Annotated in this window: 22 protein-coding genes and 1 tRNA gene; 14 read left to right on the top strand and 9 right to left on the bottom strand. The window is 64.7% G+C overall.

Annotated features, from left to right (window positions below; translation table 11 throughout):
* The first annotated feature begins 40 nt into the window (after positions 1–40).
* On the top strand, positions 41–1,033 hold the full coding sequence (locus HOY44_RS18480) for a GlxA family transcriptional regulator (RefSeq protein WP_287436769.1): 993 nt from the start codon (positions 41–43) through the stop codon (positions 1,031–1,033).
* Between the two features lie 13 nt (positions 1,034–1,046).
* On the opposite strand, the gene HOY44_RS18475 is transcribed toward HOY44_RS18480, so the two are convergent.
* Positions 1,047–2,153: a PQQ-dependent sugar dehydrogenase gene (locus tag HOY44_RS18475; protein ID WP_287436767.1), complete on the bottom strand. Its 1,107-nt coding sequence runs from the start codon at positions 2,151–2,153 to the stop codon at positions 1,047–1,049.
* Between the two features lie 169 nt (positions 2,154–2,322).
* Here HOY44_RS18475 and HOY44_RS18470 point away from each other — a divergent pair, with 169 nt between their 5' ends.
* The 9 genes from HOY44_RS18470 to HOY44_RS18430 all read left to right on the top strand — a co-directional run bounded on the left by HOY44_RS18470 (position 2,323) and on the right by HOY44_RS18430 (position 9,321).
* Positions 2,323–3,519, top strand: coding sequence for an ABC transporter substrate-binding protein (locus tag HOY44_RS18470; RefSeq protein WP_008329020.1), 1,197 nt, complete (start codon positions 2,323–2,325; stop codon positions 3,517–3,519).
* Positions 3,520–3,597: 78 nt separating this feature from the next.
* Entirely contained in the window at positions 3,598–4,380 is a 783-nt protein-coding gene (locus HOY44_RS18465; RefSeq protein WP_008329021.1) for an ABC transporter ATP-binding protein, read from the top strand.
* On the top strand, positions 4,377–4,871 hold the full coding sequence (locus tag HOY44_RS18460) for a hypothetical protein (RefSeq protein WP_287436764.1): 495 nt from the start codon (positions 4,377–4,379) through the stop codon (positions 4,869–4,871). The genes HOY44_RS18465 and HOY44_RS18460 overlap by 4 nt, the downstream gene beginning before the upstream one ends.
* Positions 4,868–5,686, top strand: coding sequence for an ABC transporter ATP-binding protein (locus HOY44_RS18455; protein WP_008329023.1), 819 nt, complete (start codon positions 4,868–4,870; stop codon positions 5,684–5,686). The genes HOY44_RS18460 and HOY44_RS18455 overlap by 4 nt, the downstream gene beginning before the upstream one ends.
* A 6-nt stretch (positions 5,687–5,692) precedes the next feature.
* Positions 5,693–6,058, top strand: a complete 366-nt coding sequence (locus HOY44_RS18450; RefSeq protein WP_287436762.1) for a hypothetical protein — start codon at positions 5,693–5,695, stop codon at positions 6,056–6,058.
* Positions 6,055–6,411: a hypothetical protein gene (locus HOY44_RS18445; protein ID WP_287436760.1), complete on the top strand. Its 357-nt coding sequence runs from the start codon at positions 6,055–6,057 to the stop codon at positions 6,409–6,411. The genes HOY44_RS18450 and HOY44_RS18445 overlap by 4 nt, the downstream gene beginning before the upstream one ends.
* Positions 6,411–7,421, top strand: coding sequence for a branched-chain amino acid ABC transporter permease (locus HOY44_RS18440; protein WP_287436758.1), 1,011 nt, complete (start codon positions 6,411–6,413; stop codon positions 7,419–7,421). The genes HOY44_RS18445 and HOY44_RS18440 overlap by 1 nt, the downstream gene beginning before the upstream one ends.
* Positions 7,418–8,719, top strand: a complete 1,302-nt coding sequence (locus HOY44_RS18435; RefSeq protein WP_287436756.1) for a branched-chain amino acid ABC transporter permease — start codon at positions 7,418–7,420, stop codon at positions 8,717–8,719. The genes HOY44_RS18440 and HOY44_RS18435 overlap by 4 nt, the downstream gene beginning before the upstream one ends.
* Positions 8,716–9,321 carry a nucleotidyltransferase family protein gene (locus tag HOY44_RS18430; protein WP_287436754.1) on the top strand — a complete coding sequence of 202 codons (606 nt, stop codon included), beginning with the start codon at positions 8,716–8,718 and terminating at the stop codon, positions 9,319–9,321. The genes HOY44_RS18435 and HOY44_RS18430 overlap by 4 nt, the downstream gene beginning before the upstream one ends.
* On the opposite strand, the gene HOY44_RS18425 is transcribed toward HOY44_RS18430, so the two are convergent.
* The 5 genes from HOY44_RS18425 to ypfJ form a co-directional block, all read right to left on the bottom strand.
* Positions 9,322–10,011 carry a Hint domain-containing protein gene (locus HOY44_RS18425; RefSeq protein ID WP_287436752.1) on the bottom strand — a complete coding sequence of 230 codons (690 nt, stop codon included), beginning with the start codon at positions 10,009–10,011 and terminating at the stop codon, positions 9,322–9,324.
* 585 nt (positions 10,012–10,596) lie between these two features.
* Complete coding sequence (locus HOY44_RS18420; protein WP_287436750.1) at positions 10,597–17,193, bottom strand: Ig-like domain-containing protein; 6,597 nt, start codon at positions 17,191–17,193, stop codon at positions 10,597–10,599.
* Between the two features lies 1 nt (position 17,194).
* Positions 17,195–17,377, bottom strand: coding sequence for a hypothetical protein (locus HOY44_RS18415; protein WP_287436748.1), 183 nt, complete (start codon positions 17,375–17,377; stop codon positions 17,195–17,197).
* 831 nt (positions 17,378–18,208) lie between these two features.
* Positions 18,209–18,294: transfer RNA gene (locus tag HOY44_RS18410), tRNA-Leu, on the bottom strand.
* Positions 18,295–18,338: 44 nt separating this feature from the next.
* The gene (ypfJ, locus tag HOY44_RS18405; RefSeq protein WP_287436746.1) at positions 18,339–19,175 is read right to left on the bottom strand and encodes a KPN_02809 family neutral zinc metallopeptidase; all 837 of its coding nucleotides are present in this window, start codon (positions 19,173–19,175) and stop codon (positions 18,339–18,341) included.
* 116 nt (positions 19,176–19,291) lie between these two features.
* Between ypfJ and HOY44_RS18400 the strand changes: the two genes are divergently transcribed.
* Positions 19,292–19,870 (top strand): YqaA family protein, encoded by a 579-nt coding sequence (locus HOY44_RS18400; protein ID WP_287436744.1) that lies wholly within the window; start codon positions 19,292–19,294, stop codon positions 19,868–19,870.
* Positions 19,867–20,334, top strand: a complete 468-nt coding sequence (locus HOY44_RS18395) for a disulfide bond formation protein B (RefSeq protein WP_008329034.1) — start codon at positions 19,867–19,869, stop codon at positions 20,332–20,334. Before HOY44_RS18400 ends, HOY44_RS18395 begins: the two co-directional genes overlap by 4 nt.
* A 90-nt stretch (positions 20,335–20,424) precedes the next feature.
* Here HOY44_RS18395 and HOY44_RS18390 read toward each other — a convergent pair whose 3' ends face one another.
* Positions 20,425–21,174: an RNA methyltransferase gene (locus HOY44_RS18390; RefSeq protein WP_287436741.1), complete on the bottom strand. Its 750-nt coding sequence runs from the start codon at positions 21,172–21,174 to the stop codon at positions 20,425–20,427.
* Between the two features lie 46 nt (positions 21,175–21,220).
* Here HOY44_RS18390 and HOY44_RS18385 point away from each other — a divergent pair, with 46 nt between their 5' ends.
* Together HOY44_RS18385 and HOY44_RS18380 are read left to right on the top strand one after the other, a co-directional pair.
* Entirely contained in the window at positions 21,221–21,559 is a 339-nt protein-coding gene (locus tag HOY44_RS18385) for a TfoX/Sxy family protein (RefSeq protein ID WP_040884405.1), read from the top strand.
* Positions 21,560–21,612: 53 nt separating this feature from the next.
* A complete protein-coding gene (locus HOY44_RS18380; RefSeq protein WP_287436738.1) occupies positions 21,613–22,233 on the top strand; it encodes a thiamine phosphate synthase in 621 nt (206 codons plus the stop codon).
* Here HOY44_RS18380 and olsA read toward each other — a convergent pair.
* On the bottom strand, positions 22,230–23,060 hold the full coding sequence (olsA, locus tag HOY44_RS18375) for a lyso-ornithine lipid O-acyltransferase (protein ID WP_287436735.1): 831 nt from the start codon (positions 23,058–23,060) through the stop codon (positions 22,230–22,232). The two genes, HOY44_RS18380 and olsA, sit on opposite strands and share 4 nt — an antisense overlap.
* Positions 23,057–23,842 (bottom strand): L-ornithine N(alpha)-acyltransferase, encoded by a 786-nt coding sequence (olsB, locus tag HOY44_RS18370; protein ID WP_287436733.1) that lies wholly within the window; start codon positions 23,840–23,842, stop codon positions 23,057–23,059. Before olsB ends, olsA begins: the two co-directional genes overlap by 4 nt.
* Between the last annotated feature and the right edge of the window lie 54 nt (positions 23,843–23,896).

Raw genomic sequence — 23,896 nt, 5'->3', positions numbered from 1 at the left:
ACTCAATCCCGCGTTGGACCAGCCAGACACAGACGTCACGATGCCACCAGCCACCGCCCTCCGCACCGACAGCACGACGCGCCGCTTCGTTTTCGTGCTCATGCCCGAGTTCACCCTGCTGAGTTTCGCGGGGGCGCTGGACGCGCTGCGACTGGCCAATCGGCAGGTCGGCTACAAGGCCTATGAGTGGCGCCATATCGGCGAGGGTGGCGGAACGGCCACCTGTTCGGCCGGCTCCAGCTTTCAGCTCGACGGCGATCTGGACGAGTTGCGCCATGACGACACGGTGATCCTGTGCGCCGGAACCAACGTGACCAAGCACACCTCGCCCAAGCTGATTTCATGGCTCCGGCGCGAGGCGCGGCGGGGCGTGACCATCGGCGGGCTGTGCACGGCGGCCTATGCGCTCGCCAAGGCCGGGCTGCTCGACGGCAAACGCGCCACGATCCATTGGGAGAACCATGACGGCTTTCTCGAGGATTTCCCCGACGTTGACCTGACCAAGTCGATCTACGTGATGGACGGCAAGATCATCACGACGGCGGGCGGCACGGCGTCGATGGACCTGATGCTGTCGCTGATCGCGCGCGATCAGGGGGCGGACGTGGCGAATGCGGTGGCCGATCAGCAGATCTACACCTCGATCCGCACCGACCGGGACACGCAGCGGCTATCGGTTCCGACCCGGATCGGCGTGCGGCACCCCAAGCTGTCGACGGTCATTCAGAAGATGGAAGCGCATATCGAGGATCCGATCAGCCCCGCGACCCTCGCCGCCGAAGTGGGCCTGTCGACCCGGCAGTTGGAGCGGCTTTTCCGGCGCTACCTGAACCGCTCGCCTAAGCGGTATTACATGGAACTCAGGCTGGGGCGGGCGCGCAACCTGCTGATGCAGACCGACATGAACGTCATCAACGTGGCGCTGGCCTGCGGCTTCACGAGCCCGTCGCATTTCTCGAAATGCTACCGCGCGCAATACGGCACGACGCCCTACCGCGAACGCGGCAGTCAGGGCGCATCGGCGGACACCTAGGCGCGCGGGCCGCTCAGTCTGCGGGTGCCAGCCGGTAGATCGCGCCCCGATCCTCGGAAATGAACCAGACCGACCCGTCCGGCGCTTCGGCCACGTCGCGCACGCGGGCGGTTTCGCGGGTGCGGATCACCTCTTCCGACCAGTCCTCGGGGTCGAGAACGTGAAGCGAGTCGAACTTCAGGCTGCCGATGACGAAGTGACCGCCCCACCCCGGAATCGCATCCGACAGAATCGCCATGCCGGAGGGCGCGATCGAGGGATCCCAGAAGTGTTCGGGCTGCGCCATGCCTTCGGCTTCGGTCCCGACACCGATCTTCGACCCGTTGTAATTCGTGCCGTATGAAATCTCGGGCCAGCCGTAATTCGTGCCAGGTTCGATGCGGTTGATCTCGTCCCCGCCGCGCGCGCCGTGTTCGACGGCCCAGAGCCGACCGTCACCATCGATTGCCGCGCCCTGCGGGTTGCGGTGGCCGTAGGACCAGATTTCAGGGAGCGCCCCGTCCTGACCGACGAAGGGGTTGTTGGACGGAACGGTGCCGTCGCGGGCGACCCGCACCACGGTGCCGTTGTGATGCCCAAGGCTCTGGGCGAGGTCGGCCTTGCCCCGTTCGCCCACCGTGACGAACAGCGTGCCATCGGCGGCCTCGGTCACGCGCGAGCCATAATGCTGGGTCGTGCTGCCGCCTTCGGCCATCTCGAAGAGCACCCGGCCCCCGGTCAGTCCGTCACCCGCCTCGTTCAGCCGTGCGACCATCAGGGCGGTGCCCGCGCCGCTGTCCTGCGGTTTGGAATAGGTCAGGAAGATTTCGCGGCTCTCGCCGAAATCACGGGCGACGGCGACATCGAGCAGGCCACCCTGCCCCTGCGCCACCACCTGCGGCACGCCGGACACCTCGGTGCGACCGCCCTCGGCATCGACGCGCACGAGCGTTCCGGCGATCTCGGTCACCAGAAAACCGCCATCCGGCAGAAAATCGACGCCCCACGGCATGTCGAAGCCGTCTGCGATCTCGGTGATCTCCATCGGGCCCGCTTCGGTCTCGACCGTGGCGGCATGAAGAGGAAACGCGACCGTCAGGGTCAGCGCGGCGGCGAGCGGGAGGGGGTTCATCGCGGTCATACACAGGACGATGGGGGGCTTTCACAGGCTGGACAATCACGCCCCACGACAACGTGACCGCACGTCAGGCACCGACAACCAGTGCGGGCCGCGCAAGCACCCCCCCTTTTCATTCCCGAAATCATCGCTAGGGTGAGTGCAGGACAACGATCCAACAGGGAGAAAACACATGAAAAAACTGCTTCTCGCAAGCAGCGCCTGCGCACTTGTGGCGACGGGCGCCTTTGCCGAAAGCCATATGTCGGAAGCCAAGATCGGCATTCTGCTCGGCTTCACCGGCCCCATCGAATCGCTCACGCCGCACATGGCGCAGAGCGCGGAACTCGCGCTGAAGGAAGTGAACGACTCGGGCATGTTCCTCGAAGGCGTGACGCTGACCTCGGTTCAGGCCGACACCACCTGTGTCGACGCCTCCGCCGCGACGGCAGCGGGCGAAGGCCTCGTCTCGAACGAAGGCGTGATCGCGATCATGGGCGCGGCCTGCTCCGGCTCCACCACCGCCGTTCTGGCCAACGTGGCGCTGCCCAACGGCATCCCGATGATTTCGCCCTCGTCGACCTCGCCGGCGCTCACCACGGTCGAAGACAACGGCCTGTTCTTCCGCACCGCCCCGTCGGACGCCCGTCAGGGTGAAGTCCTCGCGCAGGTGCTGTCGGACAAAGGCGTGACCTCGGTCGCCGTGACCTACACCAACAACGACTACGGCAAAGGCTTTGCCGATGCGTTCTCGGCGGCCTTCGAAGGCATGGGTGGCTCGATCACCACGACGGTGCCCCACGAAGACGGCAAGGGTGACTACTCGGCCGAAGTCGCATCGCTCGCCTCAGCTGGCGGCGACGTTCTGGTCGTGCTCGGCTACGCCGATTCCGGCGGCAAGGGCGTGATCCAGTCGGCCATCGACACCGGCGCGTTCGAAACCTTCGCGATGGGTGACGGCATGTATGCCGACTCGCTGATCGCGGACCTCGGCGACATGCTCGTCGGTTCCTACGGCACCATTCCGGGCGCCGAAGGCGAAGGTGCAGAAGCCTTCGTGTCGATCACCGACGCGGCTGGCATCAACGGTTCGTCCGCTTTCACCCGTGAAAGCTACGACGCCGCCGCCCTGCTCGCCCTCGCGGCCTTCAAAGGCGGCGCGGCGACCGGCGAAGCCATTGCGGCCAACGTCATGGACGTGGCCAACGCACCGGGCGAGCCGATCCTGCCGGGTGAGCTTGGCAAGGCGCTCGAAATCCTCGCGAACGGTGGCGAAATCGACTATGTCGGCGCCTCGGGCGTGGAGCTGATCGAGCCGGGCGAAGCCGCCGGCACGTACGAAGAGTACGAGATCACCGACGACGGCTACTCGACGGTTCAGTTCCGCTAAGTCGCCTTTTCCTAGACAAACGGCCCAAGCCCGGGGACACTTCTCCCCGGGCTTGGTTCATACGGAGGTGGGGTTCCCGTGATCACGGTCGAAAACCTGCACAAACATTTCGGCGGCTTCCATGCGGTCGACGGCGCAAGTCTGACAATCGAAAAAGGGGCGATCACCGGATTGATCGGCCCGAACGGCGCGGGAAAAACCACGCTTTTCAACGTGATCGCCGGGGTTCTTGAACCCACGTCCGGCCGCGTCACGATGGAAGGCGAGGACATCACCGGCCTGCCGCCGCATACGCTTTTCCACAAAGGTCTGCTCAGGACGTTCCAGATCGCGCATGAATTCGGCTCGATGACGTGCCGCGAAAACCTGATGATGGTGCCGGGCGGACAGTCGGGCGAACGGCTTTGGGACACGTGGTTCGGCCGCAAACGCATCGCGGATGAGGAACGCGCGCTTCGGGCCAAGGCCGACGAGGTGATGGAGTTTCTGACCATCGAACACATCTCGGACCTGCGCGCGGGTCAGGTGTCGGGCGGGCAGAAGAAGCTTCTGGAACTCGGACGCACGATGATGGTCGATGCACGTATCGTGTTCTTGGACGAAGTCGGCGCGGGCGTGAACCGCACGCTGCTTTACACCATCGCCGATGCGATCAAACGGCTCAACGTCGAGCGTGGCTATACCTTCGTCGTCATCGAGCACGACATGGATTTCATCGAAAAGCTCTGCGATCCGGTCATTTGCATGGCCGAGGGCAAGGTGCTGGCCGAGGGCACGCTGGCCGAGATCAAGGCGAACGAGCAGGTGATCGAGGCCTATCTGGGCACCGGGCTCAAGAACAAGGATCAGGTGGGCGCATGATCCGGGGCTTGGTCATCGCATCGCTCTTCGCCGCGGCTCCGGCCCTGGCGCAGACCTGCGACACCGTGGGGGACGGCGTGCTCTTTTGCCCCGACGACACCCCGTTCGCGGGCAACGCGGGCGATTACGACCCCGGTATGGGCGTCACCTTCTATCAGGCCGACACCGTCATGCTTTTGACCGGCCCCCTGCCGCCTTTCGCCTACGATGTCTGGGTGGCCACCCCGGGCGACCTGTCGGGCGCAGCCGAGACATTCCCGGCGCAGGAAAGCGTCGGGATCATGGATCGACCAAGCGTTCTGGGCGGCGACATTCCGGCCGAAACGCTGACCTACATGGTGCAACCCGACATGATCTCGCTCGTGACGGTGATCGATCTGTCCGGCATTCCGCACCTCGTCCAGACGGTCGAAGGCGGCACGCAAATGACTGATAAACACATGGAATACCATCGCGCGGCTCTCCTCGCGCTGGTGGAGGACGACCTATGAGCGACGCATACAGCGGACGTGGCAACAAGGACCGTTCGGTCACGAAAGAGGGCGGCGCGACCATGACGCCCGGCCCCCAGCACGGCAAGGCGCGCCCGGCACCGGGCGGCCCTTTCCTGATCGGCGAAAGCATGACCGGCGGCTATGGCAACGGCCCCGACATCCTGCACGAATGCACCATCGCCGTGGACAAGGGCGAGATCGCGGTGATCGTCGGCCCCAACGGCGCGGGCAAATCGACGGGGATGAAGGCGCTTTTCGGGATGCTGAACGTGCGGTCTGGTTCCGTGCGGCTGGACGGCGAGGATATCACCGACCTGAGCCCGCAGGACCGGGTGAAGAAGGGCATGGGCTTCGTGCCGCAGACCCACAACATCTTCACCTCGATGAGCGTGGAAGAGAACCTTGAAATGGGCGCGTTCATCCGCACCGACGACATCCGCCCGACGATGGAGCAGGTCTACGAACTGTTCCCGATCCTCAAGGAAAAACGCTATCAGGCGGCGGGCGAATTGTCCGGCGGGCAGCGGCAGCAGGTGGCCGTGGGCCGTGCGCTGATGACCCAGCCCAAAGTGCTCATGCTCGACGAACCGACCGCGGGTGTCTCGCCCATCGTGATGGACGAGTTGTTCGACCGGATCATTGAAGTGGCGCGCACCGGCCTTCCGGTTCTGATGGTCGAACAGAACGCACGTCAGGCACTCGAGATCGCCGACAAGGGTTACGTGCTCGTCCAGGGCGCCAATGCGCATACGGGGACCGGCAAGGAACTGCTCGCCGACCCGGAAGTGCGCCAGAGTTTCCTCGGGGGGTAAGTCACAGTGAAGACAGCACTTTTCGCCACCATCCTGACAATCGCCGCAGCGCCCGCGCTGGCCGACAGTTACGATTGCCTGATGGTCGAAGAATGTTTCGGCACCGATGCCTGCACCTCGTCCGACTGGGAATTCACGGTCGGCACGATGGCGGACGGATCGCTCCTCATGTCGTCGATGGCGGGCGAAATGCGCTACGAGCTGCTGGCCGAGGACGCAGGCTACACCGCATGGTCAGCCGCCAACATGGCGACCGGCGAAGTCGGCCTGATGACCCTCACCCCCGACTGGTCTGTGGTCGAAGTCGTCACGATGGGCCTTTACGAAGGTGCCGAGCGGACCGCCTTCGCCGGGAGGTGCATGGCCCGATGATCCGCACCCTCGCCCTTCTCGCGCTCACCCTGCCCGCCACGGTCCATGCCGAAGGCGCACGGATGGTGCTGGATTGCGCGGATGCCGACGGTGCGGCCCGGTCGTTCACCTTCGACCCGGTGGAGACCGACGAACTGGGGGCGGGCCGCATCACGGTCGGCGCCGACGCGACACCCGGCATCGCGGGCGGCTTTTTCGGGCCGTGGAGCTGGACGGCCGACGACACGACACACACGCTGATGGTGAGCGGCAATGACGACGGCGGCTTCCCCGTCCTGCTTCACACGCTCGACACCGCCACCGACCCCTTCACATCCAATCTTACCGAGTACACCTGCGAGGCCCCAAGCTGATGGACCTGCTCAACGCCATCGTCGCCCTGTCGAACTTCGTGCTGATCCCCGCCATGGCCTATGGCAGCCAGTTGGCGCTCGGCGCGCTCGGGGTCACGCTGATCTACGGAATCCTGCGGTTCTCCAACTTCGCCCACGGCGACACGATGTCGTTCGGGACGATGGTGGTGATCCTGTTCACATGGCTCTTTCAAAGCTGGGGTCTGAGCCTCGGCCCCCTGCCCGTCGCGCTTCTCGCCCTGCCCTTCGGCATCGCGATCACCGCGCTTCTCGTGCTGGGGACGGACAAGGTCGTCTATGCCTATTACCGGCGGGTCAAAGCCAAGCCGATCGTGCTGGTCATGGCCTCGATCGGCGTGATGTTCGTGCTGAACGGGGTCGTGCGCCTGATTATCGGGCCGGGCGACCAGAACTTCGCCGACGGGGCACGGTTCGTCTTTACCGCCCGCGACTTCAAGGAATGGTCCGGGCTGGCCGAAGGTCTGGCGCTGAAATCCACGCAGCTCATCACCGTCATCACCGCCGCCATCGTCGTCGCCCTGCTGTTCTGGTTCCTCAACCGCACCCGCACCGGCAAGTCGATGCGCGCCTATTCGGATAACGAGGATCTGGCGCTCCTGTCCGGGATCAACCCCGAGCGCGTGGTGGCGATCACCTGGATCATCGTGGCCGCCCTCGCCGCCATCGCCGGGACGCTCTATGGCCTCGACAAGAGCTTCAAACCCTTCACCTATTTCCAGCTTCTGCTGCCGATCTTCGCCTCGGCTATCGTCGGCGGGCTGGGCTCGCCGCTGGGCGCGATCGCGGGCGGGTTCGTCATCGCGTTTTCCGAGGTGATGGTGACCTATGCGTGGAAAAAGGTCGTGACCTACATCGTGCCCGAAACCTGGGCACCGGACGGGCTGCTTCAGCTTCTGTCCACCGACTATAAATTCGCAGTCTCCTTCGCCATTCTGGTGATCGTGCTGCTGTTCCGACCAACGGGTCTGTTCCGGGGGAAATCGGTATGAGCATCAACTGGCGCAACATCGGACTTTTCGCGGCTGTCGGTCTGCTGATCCTCGGCACCGGCGTGTTCCAGAGCTGGAACCTCGCCCTCACGATCCTGAACATGGGGCTGATTTCGGCCATCATGGCGCTCGGCGTGAACATGCAGTGGGGTTATGCCGGGCTGTTCAACGTCGGCATCATGGGCTTCACCGCGCTTGGCGGGCTGGCGGTGGTCGTCACCTCCATCGCGCCGGTGGGCGAGGCATGGTCGGCGGGCGGCCTGCGTGTGGTTTTCGCGCTCTTCGTGGGCCTTGGGGTGATCCTCGGCGCGGTGCAGATCTACAAGCGCATGACGCCCGGCAAGACCCGCACGCTTGCCCTGCTCGCCTTCCTGATCGTCGGATTCTTCGTCTACCGCGCGCTGTTCGACCCCGCGGTTCAGGCCATCGAGGCCGTGAACCCGGCCTCGCAGGGCTTTCTTGGCGGTCTTGGCCTGCCCGTGATCCTCGCCTGGCCCGTTGGCGGCCTGCTGGCGGCAGGGGCGGCTTGGGCCATCGGCAAGACCGCGCTCGGCCTGCGCTCCGACTACCTCGCCATCGCGACGCTGGGGATTTCCGAGATCATCGTCGCCATGCTCAAGAACGAGGACTGGCTGGGACGCGGCGTGAAGAACGTCGTCGGCCTGCCCCGGCCCGTGCCCTACGAGATCGACCTCCAGCAATCGGCGGGCTTCGTCGACTGGGCGCAGAGCATCGGGGCCGATCCGGTGTCCACCTCGGCGGTCGTGGTCAAACTGGGCTATGCGGGCCTGTTCCTCGCCGTGCTGCTCGTTCTCATCTGGATGTCCGAAATGGCCCTGCGCTCGCCATGGGGCCGGATGATGCGTGCGATCCGTGACAACGAGGTCGCAGCGGAAGCGATGGGCAAGGATGTGACCCGCCGCCACCTGCAAATCTTCATCCTCGGCTCGGCGGTCGTCGGCATCGCGGGCGCGATGATGACGACGCTGGATGGCCAGCTTACGCCCGCGTCCTATCAGCCGCTCCGCTTCACCTTCCTCGTCTGGGTCATGGTGATCGTCGGCGGGTCGGGAAACAACTGGGGCGCCGTGCTGGGGGGCGTGGTGATCTGGTTCTTCTGGGTGCAGGTGGAGCCGATGGGTCAGGCCCTCATGGATCTGGTGACCGCCGGCATGTCCGAGGGTCCGCTCAAGTCGCACCTTCTTGGCTCGGCGGCGCATATGCGGCTCTTCACCATGGGGCTTATCATGCTGCTCGTCCTCAGGTTCAGCCCGCGCGGGCTGATCCCGGAAAAATGACGCCCCTCGCGGTTCCCGCCCTGATCCTTGCGGCGGGAACGTCTTCGCGGATGGGCGGGCGTGACAAGCTGATGGAAGCGGTCGGGGACAAGCCGCTTCTGCTCGACCGGGTCGAAGCGGCGCTCGCCACGGGTCAGCCGGTGATCGTCACCCTGCCCGCACGCGACGAACGGCCCGACCGCTGGGATCTGCTGGACGAAAAGCCGATTGCGGCGGTCGAGGTTCCCGATGCCGCCGATGGGATGGCGCGCTCGCTGGCGGCTGGTGTCTCGGCGCTGCCCGAGGGGGCGGTGGCCGTCATGGTTCTGCTGGCCGACATGCCCGACGTCACGACCGAGGATATGCGGCGTGTGCTGGCGGCATTCGACGGGGAGGTGATCCTGCGCGGCGCCACGGCGGACGGCAAGCTGGGCCATCCGGTCGTGTTTCCGTTCCGCGATTTCGCCGCGCTGCGGTCGCTGGAAGGCGACGAGGGCGCAAAGACGATCATGGAGGCCAATACGGACCGCGTTCGCCCCGTCGTCCTGCCCTATTCGCACGCGCGCACCGACCTCGACACGCCCGAAGACTGGGCGGCGTGGCGGCGCGGCGTTGACAGGTAATCAGATCGCGTTGAGCAGGCGGGCTTCGCGGCCGTTCAGCGACATGCGCGGCGCGATGTAATTCGCTTCGCCGTTCTCGTAGCGCAGGCGCGGCACGCATTCGGTGATCTCGGCCCACTGATCCGGGAACCCGACGCGGATCGACCACATCTCGGGCGCGAAGCTTTCCATCCAGACGCCATTGGCGCGGATCAGTTCATGGGTGTCCAGAAGCACGTGCTTGAACCGCATGACCGAGCGCGGCACGTAATCGACGCCGTCGAGATGGGTCAGATCACCCACATCGGCCAGCACTTCGTCGGTGCCGAAGTAGAGTTCGTTCACCGGGTTGCGCACGAGCAGGCGCTGACCGGCGTTCAGGACGAGATTGCCCGCCTCGGGATCGGTTCCGAGCGCACCGGCCTTGATGCGCACCGGGCCACGTTCCGCGGCTTGCGCGTTCTCGTTCTCGTTGTCGTAGACGGACATGCTTTCACCGACCCAGCGCACGGTCGACGTGCCGTTGTCGCGGGTGATGACCTGATCGCCGGCTTTCAGATCGCGCGACAGCTTCGGTCCATCGATGGTCTCGACAACCGCCGACGGGGCGAGGCCCGAGGTGGAAAAGGTCGTGAGCGGCGAAGAGCCGCGCGCATCGAGAAGGCCGGGGTCAAGGTCGCGGTCGACGGCGGGGGAGCGAAAATGCAGCATGTCGGGGCGTCCGTTCGGGGTTTGGTCAGGGGTCGCTATTAGGTCGACTTTCAAGCTATCGGGCAATCATGCCGAAACTATGAAGTTATTCGGGAAAATGTTGCCGGACCGCGCCATTGAATCCCCTTGTTTTGTTAAGGTTATAGACGACCCGCCCTGAAATTGCCGCATTTCGCCACATTCGGGACAAATCCGGACCCTACTCCACGGCGCATCGCGGCCCGGCTCTTGCCACGCCTTCGGCCCCCACGTTAGGCTTTGAAAGTCCCTGTTTTACTGGCGATCAACGTCAGAGCACGGACGCATTGTTCCCCATGCCGAAACAATCATCGCCATCGTTTCCAATTGTCATTCGTGGCGAAACAATGGCAGCAAGATGGCGGCGCATTTTTTGCGATCACTCACTCACAATGCATCGCCCAAACGGAAAACAACCCCACGAAATCGCGTGAGGTTGCCTCCTGACGACTGAAACGATGGACCGGTTCAATCCGGCCATTCGCGGCCCAAAACATCGGACCGGGGGCAGCCCCTTCCCCTTTCAGGTCGGGTTGGCCCGCCCGGTTTCCCCGGCGGGCCGCTGCATTATTTGCGGAGCATCTTGGCTTCGTGCTTCTTCAGGATCCGGCGTGCCGAGGTGAAATCCTCGAGCCCTTCGCGGGTCTCCAACTCCGGGAACAGTTCGAACAGTTCCTGACGCTGGGCGTTTCCGATGCCCTTGAGCGAGTAGTCGCCCGGCTGGAAGCTTTCCGACCACGTGCCGTCCGAGAGCACCACCTCGTGGTGATCGAAGAGGAAGTGGATGTAGGTCACCTCCCGCACATCTACCGTCATGATCTCTTTCGAGTCGACCAGATGCTTGGCGGAGGCCAGAACCTCGCGTTCGTCGAAGTAGAGCGCAGTCCGGTCGTTGGCCACCAGCATCCGGTGGTTCGGCGACACCAGCATGTCACGCTCCGGCAGGCCGTTGCCAAGGCTGCCCGCCTTGATGAGCACCGGCTTGAGGTGCTGCGAGCGGTTCAGTTCCTGCCACCCGATCTGCTTGTGGCCGATCCAGCGGATTTCCTGAATGCCGTTGTCGCGGGTGATGACACGGTCGCCCTCGCCCAGCTCTTCCACCGGCACCTCGCCCTTCGGCGTCGCGATCAGCGTGCCGGGGGTGAAGCAGGGAACGATGTCTTCGATGTTGATGAAGTTCATCGTGCCCGTGGACACGCCGTTCGAGTCGAAGAACTCGACGAAACCGTTTTCGGGGTTCGTTCCGTCCTTGGTGACCTTGAGCGATCCACCCGTCGGCTTGGTGCCGGTCAGGTCGAGCGTATCCCAGTCGTCGCCGCCTTCGCCGCCGTCGACGAAGTCGCCAACGTTGACGTTGATGAAGGTATCCCGGTCGTCGCCACCATAGGCGTCATCCGCCCCGGCACCGCCGTCGATGAGATCCTGACCCTTGTCGCCATAGAGCTCGTCGTCGCCGTCGCCGCCATAGATGGTGTCGTCGTCGATCCCGCCATCGATGAAGTCGTCTCCGGCATCCCCATAGAGAATGTCGTCGTCGTCCTGACCGTAGATGGTGTCGTTGCCGTCACCGCCCCGGATCACGTCCATGCCGTTCGACGGGCGCGGATCGAGGAAGGACGGGATCGGGCTGAGCGGATCGTTGGTGTCCGCGTCGCCGTAGTCGTCCACCGGATAGGCGTCGTCTTCGAGGTTCAGGATATCCGGCGTAACCGGCCCCAGACCGCCCCAGATCTCGTCGTCCCCGGCACCGCCGTCGATGTCGTCCGAGCCGTGGCCACCGATGATGTAGTCGTTCCCGTCACCGCCCTGGATCGTATCGTCGTCGAGACCGCCGTCGATGGTGTCGTCCCCGGTTCCGCCGTCGATGGTATCGTCGTCGTCGCCCGTGGTGATGGTGTCGTCGCCGGCACCGCCGAAGACGGTATCCTTGTCGTTGTCCTCGTCGGCATCGTCCGGCACCCACTGATCGGGCGTGGTCGGCGCGAAGGGCCAACCCGCCACGGTCTCGCCGGGTGCGAAGCCGTAGTCCGAGGCCTCGGTCGGGGCCGAGGTGTCGATGATATCGTCCCCGTCCTCGCCATAGACCGTATCGGACCCGTCGCCGCCGCGCACATCGTCGTCGCCGTCACCGGCATAGATCGTGTCGTCGCCGTCGTAGCCTTCGATGATGTCGTCGTCCGGACCCTTGCCCGGGAAGATGTTGTCACCCGCGTCGACCATGTCGTTCTCGGGATCGCCGGTGTAGCCGGTGTCGATCAGATCGTCGCCGTCCGTGCCCTCGACGATACCGTCGTTGACGAGGATGGTGACGGTGGCCGTATCGGTCAGCCCGTCCTCATCCTGGATCGTGTAATCCACGGTCACATAGCCATCGACGGTCGGCGTGTAGGTGAGCGTCCCGTCCGGGTTGATGACCACGCTGCCTTCCGAGGCCACGGCCGAGATCACCTGAAGGTTGGCGTCGTCGCCATCCGGGTCGGTGTCGTTGGCCAGAACGTCGATCGTGACCGTCGCGTTGATCGGCACGTTCGCCGTATCGTCGTTGGCCAGCGGCGGCGCATCCACACCCACCGAAACCGTGACCGTCGCCGTATCCGTCGCACCCTGATCGTCCGCGATCGTGTAGGTGAACGTGTCGGTGCCGGTGAACCCGGTGTCCGGCGTGTAGATGAACGCACCGTTCGCGTTGACGACGACCGAACCGTTCGACGGGTTGGTGTTCGACGTGACCGTCTGGGGGTCGCCCTCGGGGTCGGTGTCGTTCGCCAACACATTGCCCGCGACCGCCGTGTTCAGGTCGGTGGCGAAGGCGTCGTCCACCGCGTCGGTGGTGTTCTGGTTGTTGCCGTCGTCCTGCACCACGACCGTGATGGTCGCCGTGTCGGTCAGACCGTTGCCGTCACTGATCGTGTATTCGAACGTGTCGGTCCCGGTGAAGTCCGCCGTCGGCGTGTAGGACACCGTGCCATCGCCGTTGTCGGTGACGGTTCCGTTCGTCGCCGTGCCCACGTCGATGATGGTCAGCGGGTCGCCGTCCGGGTCTTCGTCGTTCGTGCGCGGATCGAAGGTCAGCGTCGTGCCCTCGTCGATCACCCGCACGTCATCCTCGGCGTCGGGTGCGTCGTTGACCGGGGTCATGGTGACCGTGACGGTGGCCGTGTCGGTGGCGCCCTGATCGTCGGTCACCGTGTAGGTGAAGGTGTCGGTGCCGGTGAAGTCGAGGTTCGGCTTGTAGGTCACCGTCCCGTCCGGGTTCAGCGTCGCGGTGCCGTTCGTGGGGGTGCCCACGCTCGTCACCGTGAAGTCGTCGCCCTCGGGGTCCGAGTCGTTCGCCGTCAGGTCCACGATCAGCGTCGTGTCCTCGTCGATCGTGTAGGCGTCGTCCACCGCGTCGACCGAGTTCATCGGGCCCATGCCGACCGAGACCGTGACGGTCGCCGTATCGGTCGCGCCCTGATCGTCGGTGATCGTGTAGGTGAAGCTGTCCGTGCCGGTGAAGTCGGTGTCCGGCGTATAGGTCAGCGTGCCGCCCGGTCCGGTCGTGACCGTCCCGTTCGTGCCCTGCCCGAAGGAGGTGACCGAGAAGGTATCGCCCTCGGGATCGGTGTCGTTGGCCAGAACCGGCACGTTCACCGCCGTGTTCGGATCGGTCTGGGCCATGTCGTCCACGGCATCCACCGTGTTCACGCCGTCCTGCGTCACGTTCACCGTCACCGTCGCCGTGTCGGTCGCGCCCTGCGAGTCCACGATGGTGTAGGTGAAGCTGTCGGTGCCGAAGTAATCCGGGTCCGGCGTGTAGGTCAGCGTGCCGCCCGGTCCGGCCGTCACGGTGCCGTTCGCGCCCTGCCCGAAGCTCTGGATCGAGAAGCTGTCGCCCTGCGGATCGCTGTCGTTGGCCAGCACGTCGATGTTGACCGCGTCGTCCTCCGAGGTGGTCGCGCTGTCGTTGCGCGCCACGACCGAGTTCATGCCGCCGTCGCCGTTCACCACCACCGTCACGGTCGCCGTGTCGGTGCCGCCGTTGCCGTCGGAGATGGTGTATTCGAACGTGTCGGTACCGACGAAATCGTCGTTCGGATCGTAGGTCACCGTGCCGTCGTTGTTGTTCACGACCGTGCCGAAGCTCGGCGTCGTGACATTGGTGACGGTCAGCGGGTCGCCGTCCACGTCGGTGTCGTTCGCGATGACGTCGATCAGCAGCGGATCGGTGTCGTCGGTGACGCGCACGTCATCCTCGGCGTCCGGGTTGTCGTTCACCGGCGCCATGCTGACGGTCACGGTCGCGGTATCGGTCGCGCCCTGATCGTCGGTGATCGTGTAGGTGAAGGTATCGGTCCCGGTGAAGTCCTGGTTCGGCTTGTAGGTCACCGTCCCGTCCGGGTTCAGCGTCGCCGTCCCGTTCGTGGGCGTGCCCACGGCCGTCACCGAGAAATCGTCCCCCTGCGGGTCCGAGTCGTTCCCCGTCAGATCCACGATCAGCGTCGTGTCCTCGTCGATGTCGTAGCTGTCATCGACAGCGTTCACGCTGTTCTGGCCGCCGGCGTTCACCGTGACCGTCACGGTCGCCGTATCGGTCGCCCCCTGATCGTCGGTGATGGTGTAGGTGAAGGTATCGACCCCGGTGAACCCGGCATCCGGGGTGTAAGTCAGCACACCGTTGGCATCCGCCGAGACGGAGCCGTTCGTGCCGTTCGAGAACCCGGTGACCGAGAAGCTGTCGCCCTCGGGGTCGGTGTCGTTCGCGAGCACGGTCACCGCGACCGCGTTCCCGGCGGTCGTCGTGGCGCTGTCGTCCACCGCGTCGACGGTGTTGTTGTCCACGTCGCCCACGACCACCGTCACGGTCGCCGTGTCCTGACCGCCGTTGCCGTCGGTGATGGTGTAGGTGAAGGTATCCGTGCCGGTGAAATCGGCATCGGGCGTGTAGGTCAGCGGGCCGGTGCCGCCCCCGGTCACGGTGCCGTTGGTGCCCTGCCCGTAGCTCAACACATTCAGCGTATCGCCGTCAGGGTCGCTGTCGTTGGCCAGCACGTCGATATCGACCGGCGTGTTCTCATCCGTCAGCTCGACGTCGTTCTCGGCGTCCGGATCGTCCTGCACTGCGCCCACGTTGATCGTGACGGTCGCCGTGTCGGTCGCGCCCTGATCGTCGGTGATGGTGTAGGTGAAGGTGTCGGTGCCGTTGAAGTCGTCGTTCGGCTTGTAGGTGACGGTCCCGTCGGGGTTCAACGTCGTCGTGCCGTTGGTGGCCGAGCCGACCGAGGTGATCGAGAAATCGTCGCCTTCCGGGTCGCTGTCGTTCGCCGTCAGATCGACGATGAGCGTCGTGTCCTCGTCGATGTTGTAGCTGTCGTCCACCGCGTCGACCGAGTTCTGGCCGCCCGCGTTCACCGTGACCGTCACGGTCGCCGTGTCGGTCGCGCCTTGGGAATCGACGATGGTGTAGGTGAAGGTGTCCTGCCCGGTGAAGCCCGCGTCGGGGGTGTAGGTCAGGTTGCCGTCCGCATCGGCGGTGACCGACCCGTTCGTGCCGTTCGAGAAGCCCGAGATCGAGAAGGTATCGCCCTGCGGGTCGGTGTCGTTGGACAGAACCGCGATTTCGATCGGATTCCCGGCCGTGGTCGTGGCGGAATCGTCGTTCGCGACGACCGAGTTGTCGTCCACGTCGCCCACGACCACCGTCACGGTCGCCGTATCCTGACCGCCGTTGCCGTCGGTGATGGTGTAGGTGAAGGTGTCGACCCCGGTGAAGCCGGAGTTCGGCGTGTAGGTCAGCGGACCGGTGCCGCCACCGGTCACGGTGCCGTTCGTGCCCTGCCCGTAGCTCAACACATTCAGCGTATCGCCGTCCGGATCGCTGTCGTTGGCCAGCACGTCGATGTCGACCGGCGTGTTCTCATCCGTCAGCTCGACGTCGTTCTCGGCATCGGGATCGTCCTGCACTGCGCCCACGTTGATCGTGACGGTCGCCGTGTCGGTCGCGCCCTGATCGTCGGTGATGGTGTAGGTGAAGGTGTCGGTGCCGTTGAAGTCGTCGTTCGGCTTGTAGGTGACGGTCCCGTCGGGGTTCAACGTCGTCGTGCCGTTGGTGGCCGAGCCGACCGAGGTGATCGAGAAATCGTCGCCTTCCGGGTCGCTGTCGTTCGCCGTCAGATCGACGATGAGCGTCGTGTCCTCGTCGATGTTGTAGCTGTCGTCCACCGCGTCGACGCTGTTGCCGCCGCCGTTGTCATTGACCGAGACGGTGACCGTCGCGGTATCCGTGCCGCCATTCCCGTCGGACACGGTGTAGGTGAACGTGTCCGTGCCGGTGAAACCGGTGTTGGGCGTGTAGGTGATGGTGCCGTCGCCGTTGTCCGTCACCGAGCCGTTCGTCGGGTCGGTGCCGCCGATGATCGTCAGCGTGTCGCCATCCGGGTCGCTGTCGTTGGCGAGGACTTCGACCGTCACAGCGGTGTCCGGGAAGGTGTTGGTCGTATCGTTGACTGCGTCCGGGTCCTGGTTGCCGCCGTAGGGATCGGTCACGCAGACGGTGACCGTCGCCGTGTCCTGGCCGCCATTGCCGTCGGTGATGGTGTAGGTGAAGGTGTCTTCGCCCACGAAACCCGGGTTGGGCGTGTAGGTGACGGTGCCGTCGCCGTTGTTGGTGACCGTGCCGTTCGCCGGATCGGTCCCGCCGATGACGGTGAGCGTGTCACCGTCCGGGTCGCTGTCGTTGCCGGTCAGGTCGATCTGGACCGGGTCGCCCTCGGTCGTGTTGGCCGCATCGTCGACCGCATCGGGGTCTTCGTTGTTGCCGTTCGGATCGCATTCCACGCGGATGCAGACGGTCGCCGTGTCGGTGCCGCCGTTCCCGTCGGAGATGGTGTAGGTGAAGCTGTCGTTGCCCGTGTAGCCATCGTCCGGCGTATAGGTCACCGTGCCGTTGGCGTTGACCGAGACGGTGCCGTGGCTCGGGTTGCCGGTGCTCACGATCTTGAGCGCGTCGCCATCCGCGTCGCTGTCGTTGTTCAGAACGCCGACCGTGACCGGATCGCCTTCGTAGGTGCTCGCGCTGTCGTTGACCGCATCCGGGTCGTTGTTGCGATCGCCGCCGCCGCACTTGCCGTAGGAAAACGAGCCGTACTTGAAGTAGCCGTAAAGGTTTTTGCTATAGAACGTCATTTCACTGTTTCCCTTGCTCAAGTCCGCGGCGCGCTGCGCCGTCGGTAACCGTCATGCACGCATGGTTTTCGTTACCGGCGCCTGCCGCACCGGTGCTGAAGTCGCTGATTTCATTGGGTTGAATCACTCGAACGCCGAAGGCACCCGTGCGGGTCGCACAGATGATGAGTTCGTTATCGGTCAAAGACAGCATCGTCTTCTATGTCCCCTCGCCTTGGCGTTCGTTCCTGACCCAAGCATCGGGCGACACCGCGAAGCCACGGATGTGCCGCACACACCTTGGTACACCTGCCATGTGAGGAGAGATCGGGCCCGACTGGGACCCGGCTGGACCTGAAACATCGATGAGGACCCCCCGTCCGCACGACCGTTCGCCCAGCTTGCAGACCGCCGCACAGCGATCGGCACACACCTCTACCCCACGGCAAATACCGTGGTTCTCGTGTGCGGCCGCCCCCGTGGCCTACAGACATCGCCCCCCAGTTGGGCACTTTGAAATTACTCCCAACCTCGTGTCCAAAAAAGGGAATTCTCGCGGAAACTTCGGTCGGGCCGCGCCGAAATCGTTAACAATCAATCACATCCGATCCGCGGATCGATCCGCCGGATGAGCCGTTTGTTTCGCCGCCGGAGACAATTTCAACCCGCGCGTGCAGGCGAAACTACCAGTCTCGGTTATCAACGCCCTTTTCTGTAACACTTATCCACAGATCGGGGTGAATTTAGGTGAATATTACCCGATCTATTGTTTCCGTAACGACAACTGGCCCAAATCGATGTCGTGGAAACAAACGGGCAAATGCCGACAGAGACTCGCCCAAATCATTGGTATGGCTAACGTTCTCAAAATGAGACCAATGCCGCCGAAACCGCCGGTTCTGTTCCGAGCGAACGTCCGAAAGGCCTTAACAAAACCCGAATCAACGACACGCGTAATCCTCAGGGCGAGGTCAAAGCGGCACAGGGGCGCATTCCGGCAAAGGCTTGCCGCTTCGCAAGGTCTGGATCGGCTGGATGGTGCCCGAGGTCGGACTCGAACCGACACGATATTGCTACCGGGGGATTTTGAATCCCCTGCGTCTACCATTCCGCCACTCGGGCACGACGCTTCGTCTAGCCCTGCACGGCGGCTGCGTCAACGGCGGTTAAAGCCCGTCGGTCGCGAAGGTATCGCACGCGTTCAGATCGCCTGTCTCATAGCCGGTGGCGAACCACCGCTGGCGCTGCTCCGAGGTGCCGTGCGTGAAAGTGTGCGGCATCGGCACGCGACCCGCGTTTCGTTGCAGCGTGTCGTCGCCGATCTGTTTCGCGGCATTCATCGCCTCGGCGATGTCGCCGCGTTCGAGCGAACCGAACTGTGCTTCGGCCTGCCGCGCCCAGATGCCCGAGAAACAGTCGGCCTGAAGCTCGGTCCGGACCGAGATTTCGTTCGACTGCGCCGGACTGACCTGCGCGCGAACCCGGTTCGCTTCGCCCAGAATACCAAGCTGGTCCTGAACCGAATGCGCCACCTCATGCGCCACGACATAGGCGGCCGCGAAATCGCCGCCCGCGCCGAGCTGACGCTCCATCGTCGTGAAGAACGCGGTGTCGAGATAGATCTTGCGGTCGCCCGGACAGTAGAACGGCCCGGTCGCGCCGGACGCGCCACCGCAGGCGGACCGGGTCACGCCCTTGTAAAGAACCAGCGTCGGCGGCGCGTAAGCCCCGTCCACCTGACGGTCGAAGATGCCCGCCCAGACCTCCTCGGTGTCGGCCAGCGTGACGGAAACGAACTGCGCCGCGCGGTCGTCGGCTTCGGTGACCTCGCCCGCGCCCTGGGTCCCGGTCACTTCGTCCAGGATCGGCGTCACGTCGATCCCGGCGAAATAGCCGATGGCGAGAATGACCAGCAGGCCCACGCCGCCGATCCCCGCCGTGCCGCCGGACATCCGCCTGCGATCTTCGATGTTCCGGCTGCCGCGCCGCCCTTGCCATTTCATCCGAGTCTCCCTTCGGAATTCACAACCTGTTTATGGTGCCGCCGGTTCCCGTGGAACGCATCTGCTTGACCCTTGCTGCGTTTTCAGTGCTTTTATCCGGCAAAAAGGGGCCGGGCATGCTGAGACGACTATACGACTGGACCATCGGTCTTGCGCAATCACCCTATGCGATGTGGGGTCTCGCGCTGGTCGCGTTCCTTGAAAGCTCGGTCTTTCCGATCCCGCCCGACATCCTGATGATCCCGATGATCATCGCCATGCCGCGCAAGGCCTTCCTGATCGCAGGCGTCGCGCTCGTCTCGTCCGTCGCGGGCGGGATGCTGGGCTACTACATCGGCTGGGGCCTGTTCGAGAGCATCGGACGCCCGGTGCTCGAGTTCTACGGCAAGGACGCCTATTTCGACGAATTCGCGGTGCGCTATAACGAATGGGGCGCGTGGATGGTGCTGATGGCGGGCGTAACGCCCTTCCCCTACAAGGTCATCACCATCCTGTCGGGGTCCACGGGCCTGAACTTCGGCGTGTTCATGATCTCGTCGATCATCGCGCGCGGATTGCGGTTCTTCGTGGTCGCCGGGCTGTTGTGGAAATTCGGCGAACCGATCCGGGACTTCATCGAGAAGCGGCTCGGGGTCATGTTCGTCCTGCTGGTTGTCCTCCTCCTCGCGGGCTTTTACGTGGTGAAATTCATATGACACTGAACTGGAAACAACTGGTCCTCGTGGCTACCCTCGGGTCCGTCGCCCTGCTTGGCGGTGCCTTCGTGTTCCAGGCGTTGGGATATGCGCCCTGCAAGATGTGCTATTGGCAGCGTTATCCCCATGCCGTCGCGATCCTGATCGGCGTCGTGGCGCTGGCGCTCGGTCGAAGGTGGCTGGCCTGGCTCGGGGCGCTGGCCGCGCTGACGACCTCCGGCATCGGCGTGTTCCACTCCGGCGTCGAACGCGACCTGTGGGAAGGTCCGTCCAGTTGCACGGGCGGGTCCACGGCAGGGCTGTCGACCGATGACCTCATGGATCAGATCATGTCGGCGCCGCTGGTGCGCTGTGACGAGATCCCGTGGGAGATGTTCGGCGTGACGATGGCGAACCTAAACGCCCTGATTTCCCTCGCCCTCGCGGTGATCTGGGTCATCGCGGCCCGGCGCGCCGCCGCCTGATTTCGGACCGGGCTGCGCCCGATCCGACCCGCTGGAGGGGCCAGCCCCTCCAGACCTCCCCGAGGTATTTTCGGACCAGAGAAGAGGCGGTCAGTCACCCAGTTTGCGGAAGATCTGGCGGAGCATTCCGTGGAACATCTGAACGTCGGCGCGGGTGAGCGACAGCCGCGTCCAGGCGTTGCGCAGGACGAGCTTCATGCCCGCTGCCTTGGTCTCGGGAAAGAAGAATCCCACTTCGTCCAACCGCCGCTCGAAATGGTCCGCCAGCGCCTCGACCTCGACCTGCGTGGCGAAATCGGTCTTGGCGAGGCTCATGACCTCGGGCGCCGCTTCGATGGTCTGACGCCCGTATTCATAGGCGGCGAGCAGCACGGACTGGGCGAGGTTCAGCGAGGCGAACTCCGGGTTCACCGGCACGGTGATGATCGCATTGGCGCGCGACACGTCCTCGTTTTCGAGCCCTGCCCGCTCCGGCCCGAACAGCACCGCGACACGTTTGCCTTCGGCGCGCATCGCGCGGGCTTCGGCCATGGCGCGCTCCGGCGTGCGCACGGGTTTCGCCAGTTCGCGCGACCGGGCGGTCGTCGCATAGACGTAATCGCAATCGGCCAGCGCAGCGGGCAGATCGTCATAGACCACCGCCGCGTCCAGCACCCGCCCCGCGCCCGAGGCCATCGCCACCGCCTTTGGATTGGGCCAGCCGTCGCGCGGGCCGACGACCCGCATCCGCTCCAACCCGAAATTCAGCATCGCGCGTGCCGCGGCGCCGATGTTTTCACCCATCTGCGGGCGCACCAGCACGAAGGCGGGCTGCGGTCCTGTTTGATCTTCGTCGCTCATAGGCCCCGTGTTACTGTGGCGCGGTCGGACGGGCAAGGAGATGGGGATGGCGTTTGACGAGGGCGAGGCCGAGATCCTGCGCACCGACCTGTCGGGCCTGAAGGGGCTGACCGAAAAGGCCATGTTCGGGGGCCTGTGTTTCTTTCAGAACGGCAACATGATCGGCGGGGTGCGCCGGGCGGCCGAGGGCGGCGCGCTGATGCGGGTCGGAAAGGACAACATGAAGGCCGCGCTGGCGTCGGACGGGGTGACGCCGATGGTCATGGGCGGGCGCACCATGGGCGGCTATGTCGCCGTGACGCGCGAGGCGCTGGCCGACGACCTGACGCGCACGCGACTGCTCGACATGGCGCTGACCTTCACCGCGAGCCTTCCACCGAAGTAGCGTTTCCCCCCAAACGCTTGTAGAAAGCCGCGAATCCCAACCGAGGACGCGTGATGGCCGAAACCGACCTGCCCCAGCTTTATCTCGTGACGCCGCCGCAGTTCGAGCTGTCGAGCTTTCCCGACCAGCTCGCGCGAGCGCTGGACGCGGTCGAGATCGCCTGTCTGCGGCTCGAACTCGCCACCCGTGACGAGGATACGATCGCGCGCGCGGCCGATGCCTGCCGGGAGCTGGCCCATGCCCGCGACATCGCCATCGTCATCGCCGATCATGTGCTGATGGTGGAACGGCTCGGGCTGGACGGCGTGCATTTCACCGACGGGTCGCGGCAGGTGCGAAAGACGCGCAAGGATCTGGGCAAGGACGCCATCGTCGGCGCCTTCTGCGGCACCTCGCGCCATGACGGGATGACGGCGGGCGAACAGGATGCCGATTACGTCGCTTTCGGCCCCGTCGGCACGTCGAACCTCGGCACCGGCGAAATCGCGGGGCGCGATCTTTTCCAGTGGTGGACCGAGATGATCGAAGTGCCGATCGTCGCGGAAGGCGGGCTGACCGAGGCACTGGTGCGCGACTTCGCTTCGGTCACCGATTTCTTCTCGTTCGGCGAGGAAATCTGGACCGCAGAAGACCCGACCGCCGCCCTCACCGGGCTGGCCGCCGCCCGCGCCTAGGCCACCAAAGCGTCGAGCACCGGGCCGCGCACCGCCGCCTCGCAATGGGCGGCCAACGTCTTGCGGTCCGCGAAATCCGCGACCCGGACCGGTTCATGATAGACCACATCGACCGACCCGTTCGGCAACGCGGCCAGCACGGCGAGCAGGTGCGGGCCAAGGTCCATACCGCCCCACCAGCCGTAGAAGCGGTCGTCCCGGCCCTTGGGCGCGTGGTAGACGACGCTTACCGGCTGCACCCGCATGGTGTCGCGCAGCGCCGCGTCGAAGAAGGCCGCGAAAAGCGTCGTCTTGAAGGTCAGCACCCGGCGGCTGTCGGTCGAGGTGCCTTCGGGAAAGAACAGCAGCCTGTGGCCCAGCGACAGGCGGCGCCGGAACACCTCGACCTGGCCCCGCGCCTCGCGCCGGTCGCGCACGATGAAGACGGTCCCCGTCGCCTTGGCGAGCCACGAGATACCGGCCCATCCCGCGACCTCGGCCTTGGAGACGAAATAGATCCGTTTCGGCGCGTTCAGAACGAAAATATCGAGCCATGACGAATGGTTGGCCACGACCGCGCCCGGCCCCTTCATCGGCGTGCCGCGCACCCGCAGCCTGATCCCGAGCAGGAACAGGGCCGAAAGGCAGACGATCCGGGTGACGGTGGGCGTGACCGGCCGCCCCTCGCCCGCGAGGAGTTTCTCGAACGGGCGCAGAAGGAAGGTGAAGATCAGGCCGAGGATCAGAACGATCACCAGCGGCACGCCGCGCAGGACCGCCACGATCCAGCCGAAGGGGCCGACGGACAGGTCGGGCTGTGCCGACCCGTCATCCCACGGCTCGCTCACCCCCTCGCCTCGCGCTTGGCGAGTTTTTCGTACATCGCGCGCTGTTTCGGCGGCACCTTGGCCATGTCGACGATGATGCAGACGTCCGAGGTGTTGAACGGCTCGTCGATATAGACGCCGTCCCCGATCACGCCGTTCAAGCGCAGATAGGCCTTGATGAGCGCCGGCATCGCCTTCATCGCCGCCTTCTCGTCGATCTCATCCGCCGGCATCAAATCGGCCGAGGTGTAGAATTCGTCGAGAACGCGGGTGCGAAGCTCGGGCGGGGCGAGATGGCTGTGGTGCAGATGCGAAAGCGGAAGCTTGATCGCGTCGAGATCGGTGCCATGAAAGCTCGCCACCCCGAACATCACGTCGATCCCGTGGGCGTCGGAGTAGTTCATAAGGCCCACCCAAAGCTGCGGCAGCGCCGAACCGCCCCGGTAATCCCTGTGCACGCAGGACCGCCCGAGTTCCAAAAGCTTGCGCCCGCAGGTCTTGAGCGCGGTCAGATCGTATTCGGCATCCGTGTAATAGCGGCCCAGTTTCGCGGCCTGATCGTCGCGCATCACGCGATAAGCGCCCACCGCCTGATCGCCTTCGGGCCGGGACCGGTCGTAGAGGATCAGGTGATCGAACCAGTCGTCGAATTCGTCGCGTTCCAGCCGGTTTTCGTGATCGACGTCGACACCGTCACCGCCCAATTCCTCGACAAAGACCTGATAGCGCAAACGCTGTGCGTCGCGAATGTCGTCCTCGGTCTCGGCGATGCGCAGTTCGTAGACGGGACTGCTGTCTGACATCGGTACGGCGGGCTCCTCGTTTTTCGGGGTTCTAGGGATCACGCGGAAGATTGG

This window comes from Maritimibacter sp. (assembly GCF_016774595.1).
GTDB classification, from domain to species: domain Bacteria; phylum Pseudomonadota; class Alphaproteobacteria; order Rhodobacterales; family Rhodobacteraceae; genus Maritimibacter; species Maritimibacter alkaliphilus.
The sequence above is the reverse complement of the archived record's forward strand: the minus strand, read 5'-3'. Positions and strand labels throughout refer to the sequence as shown.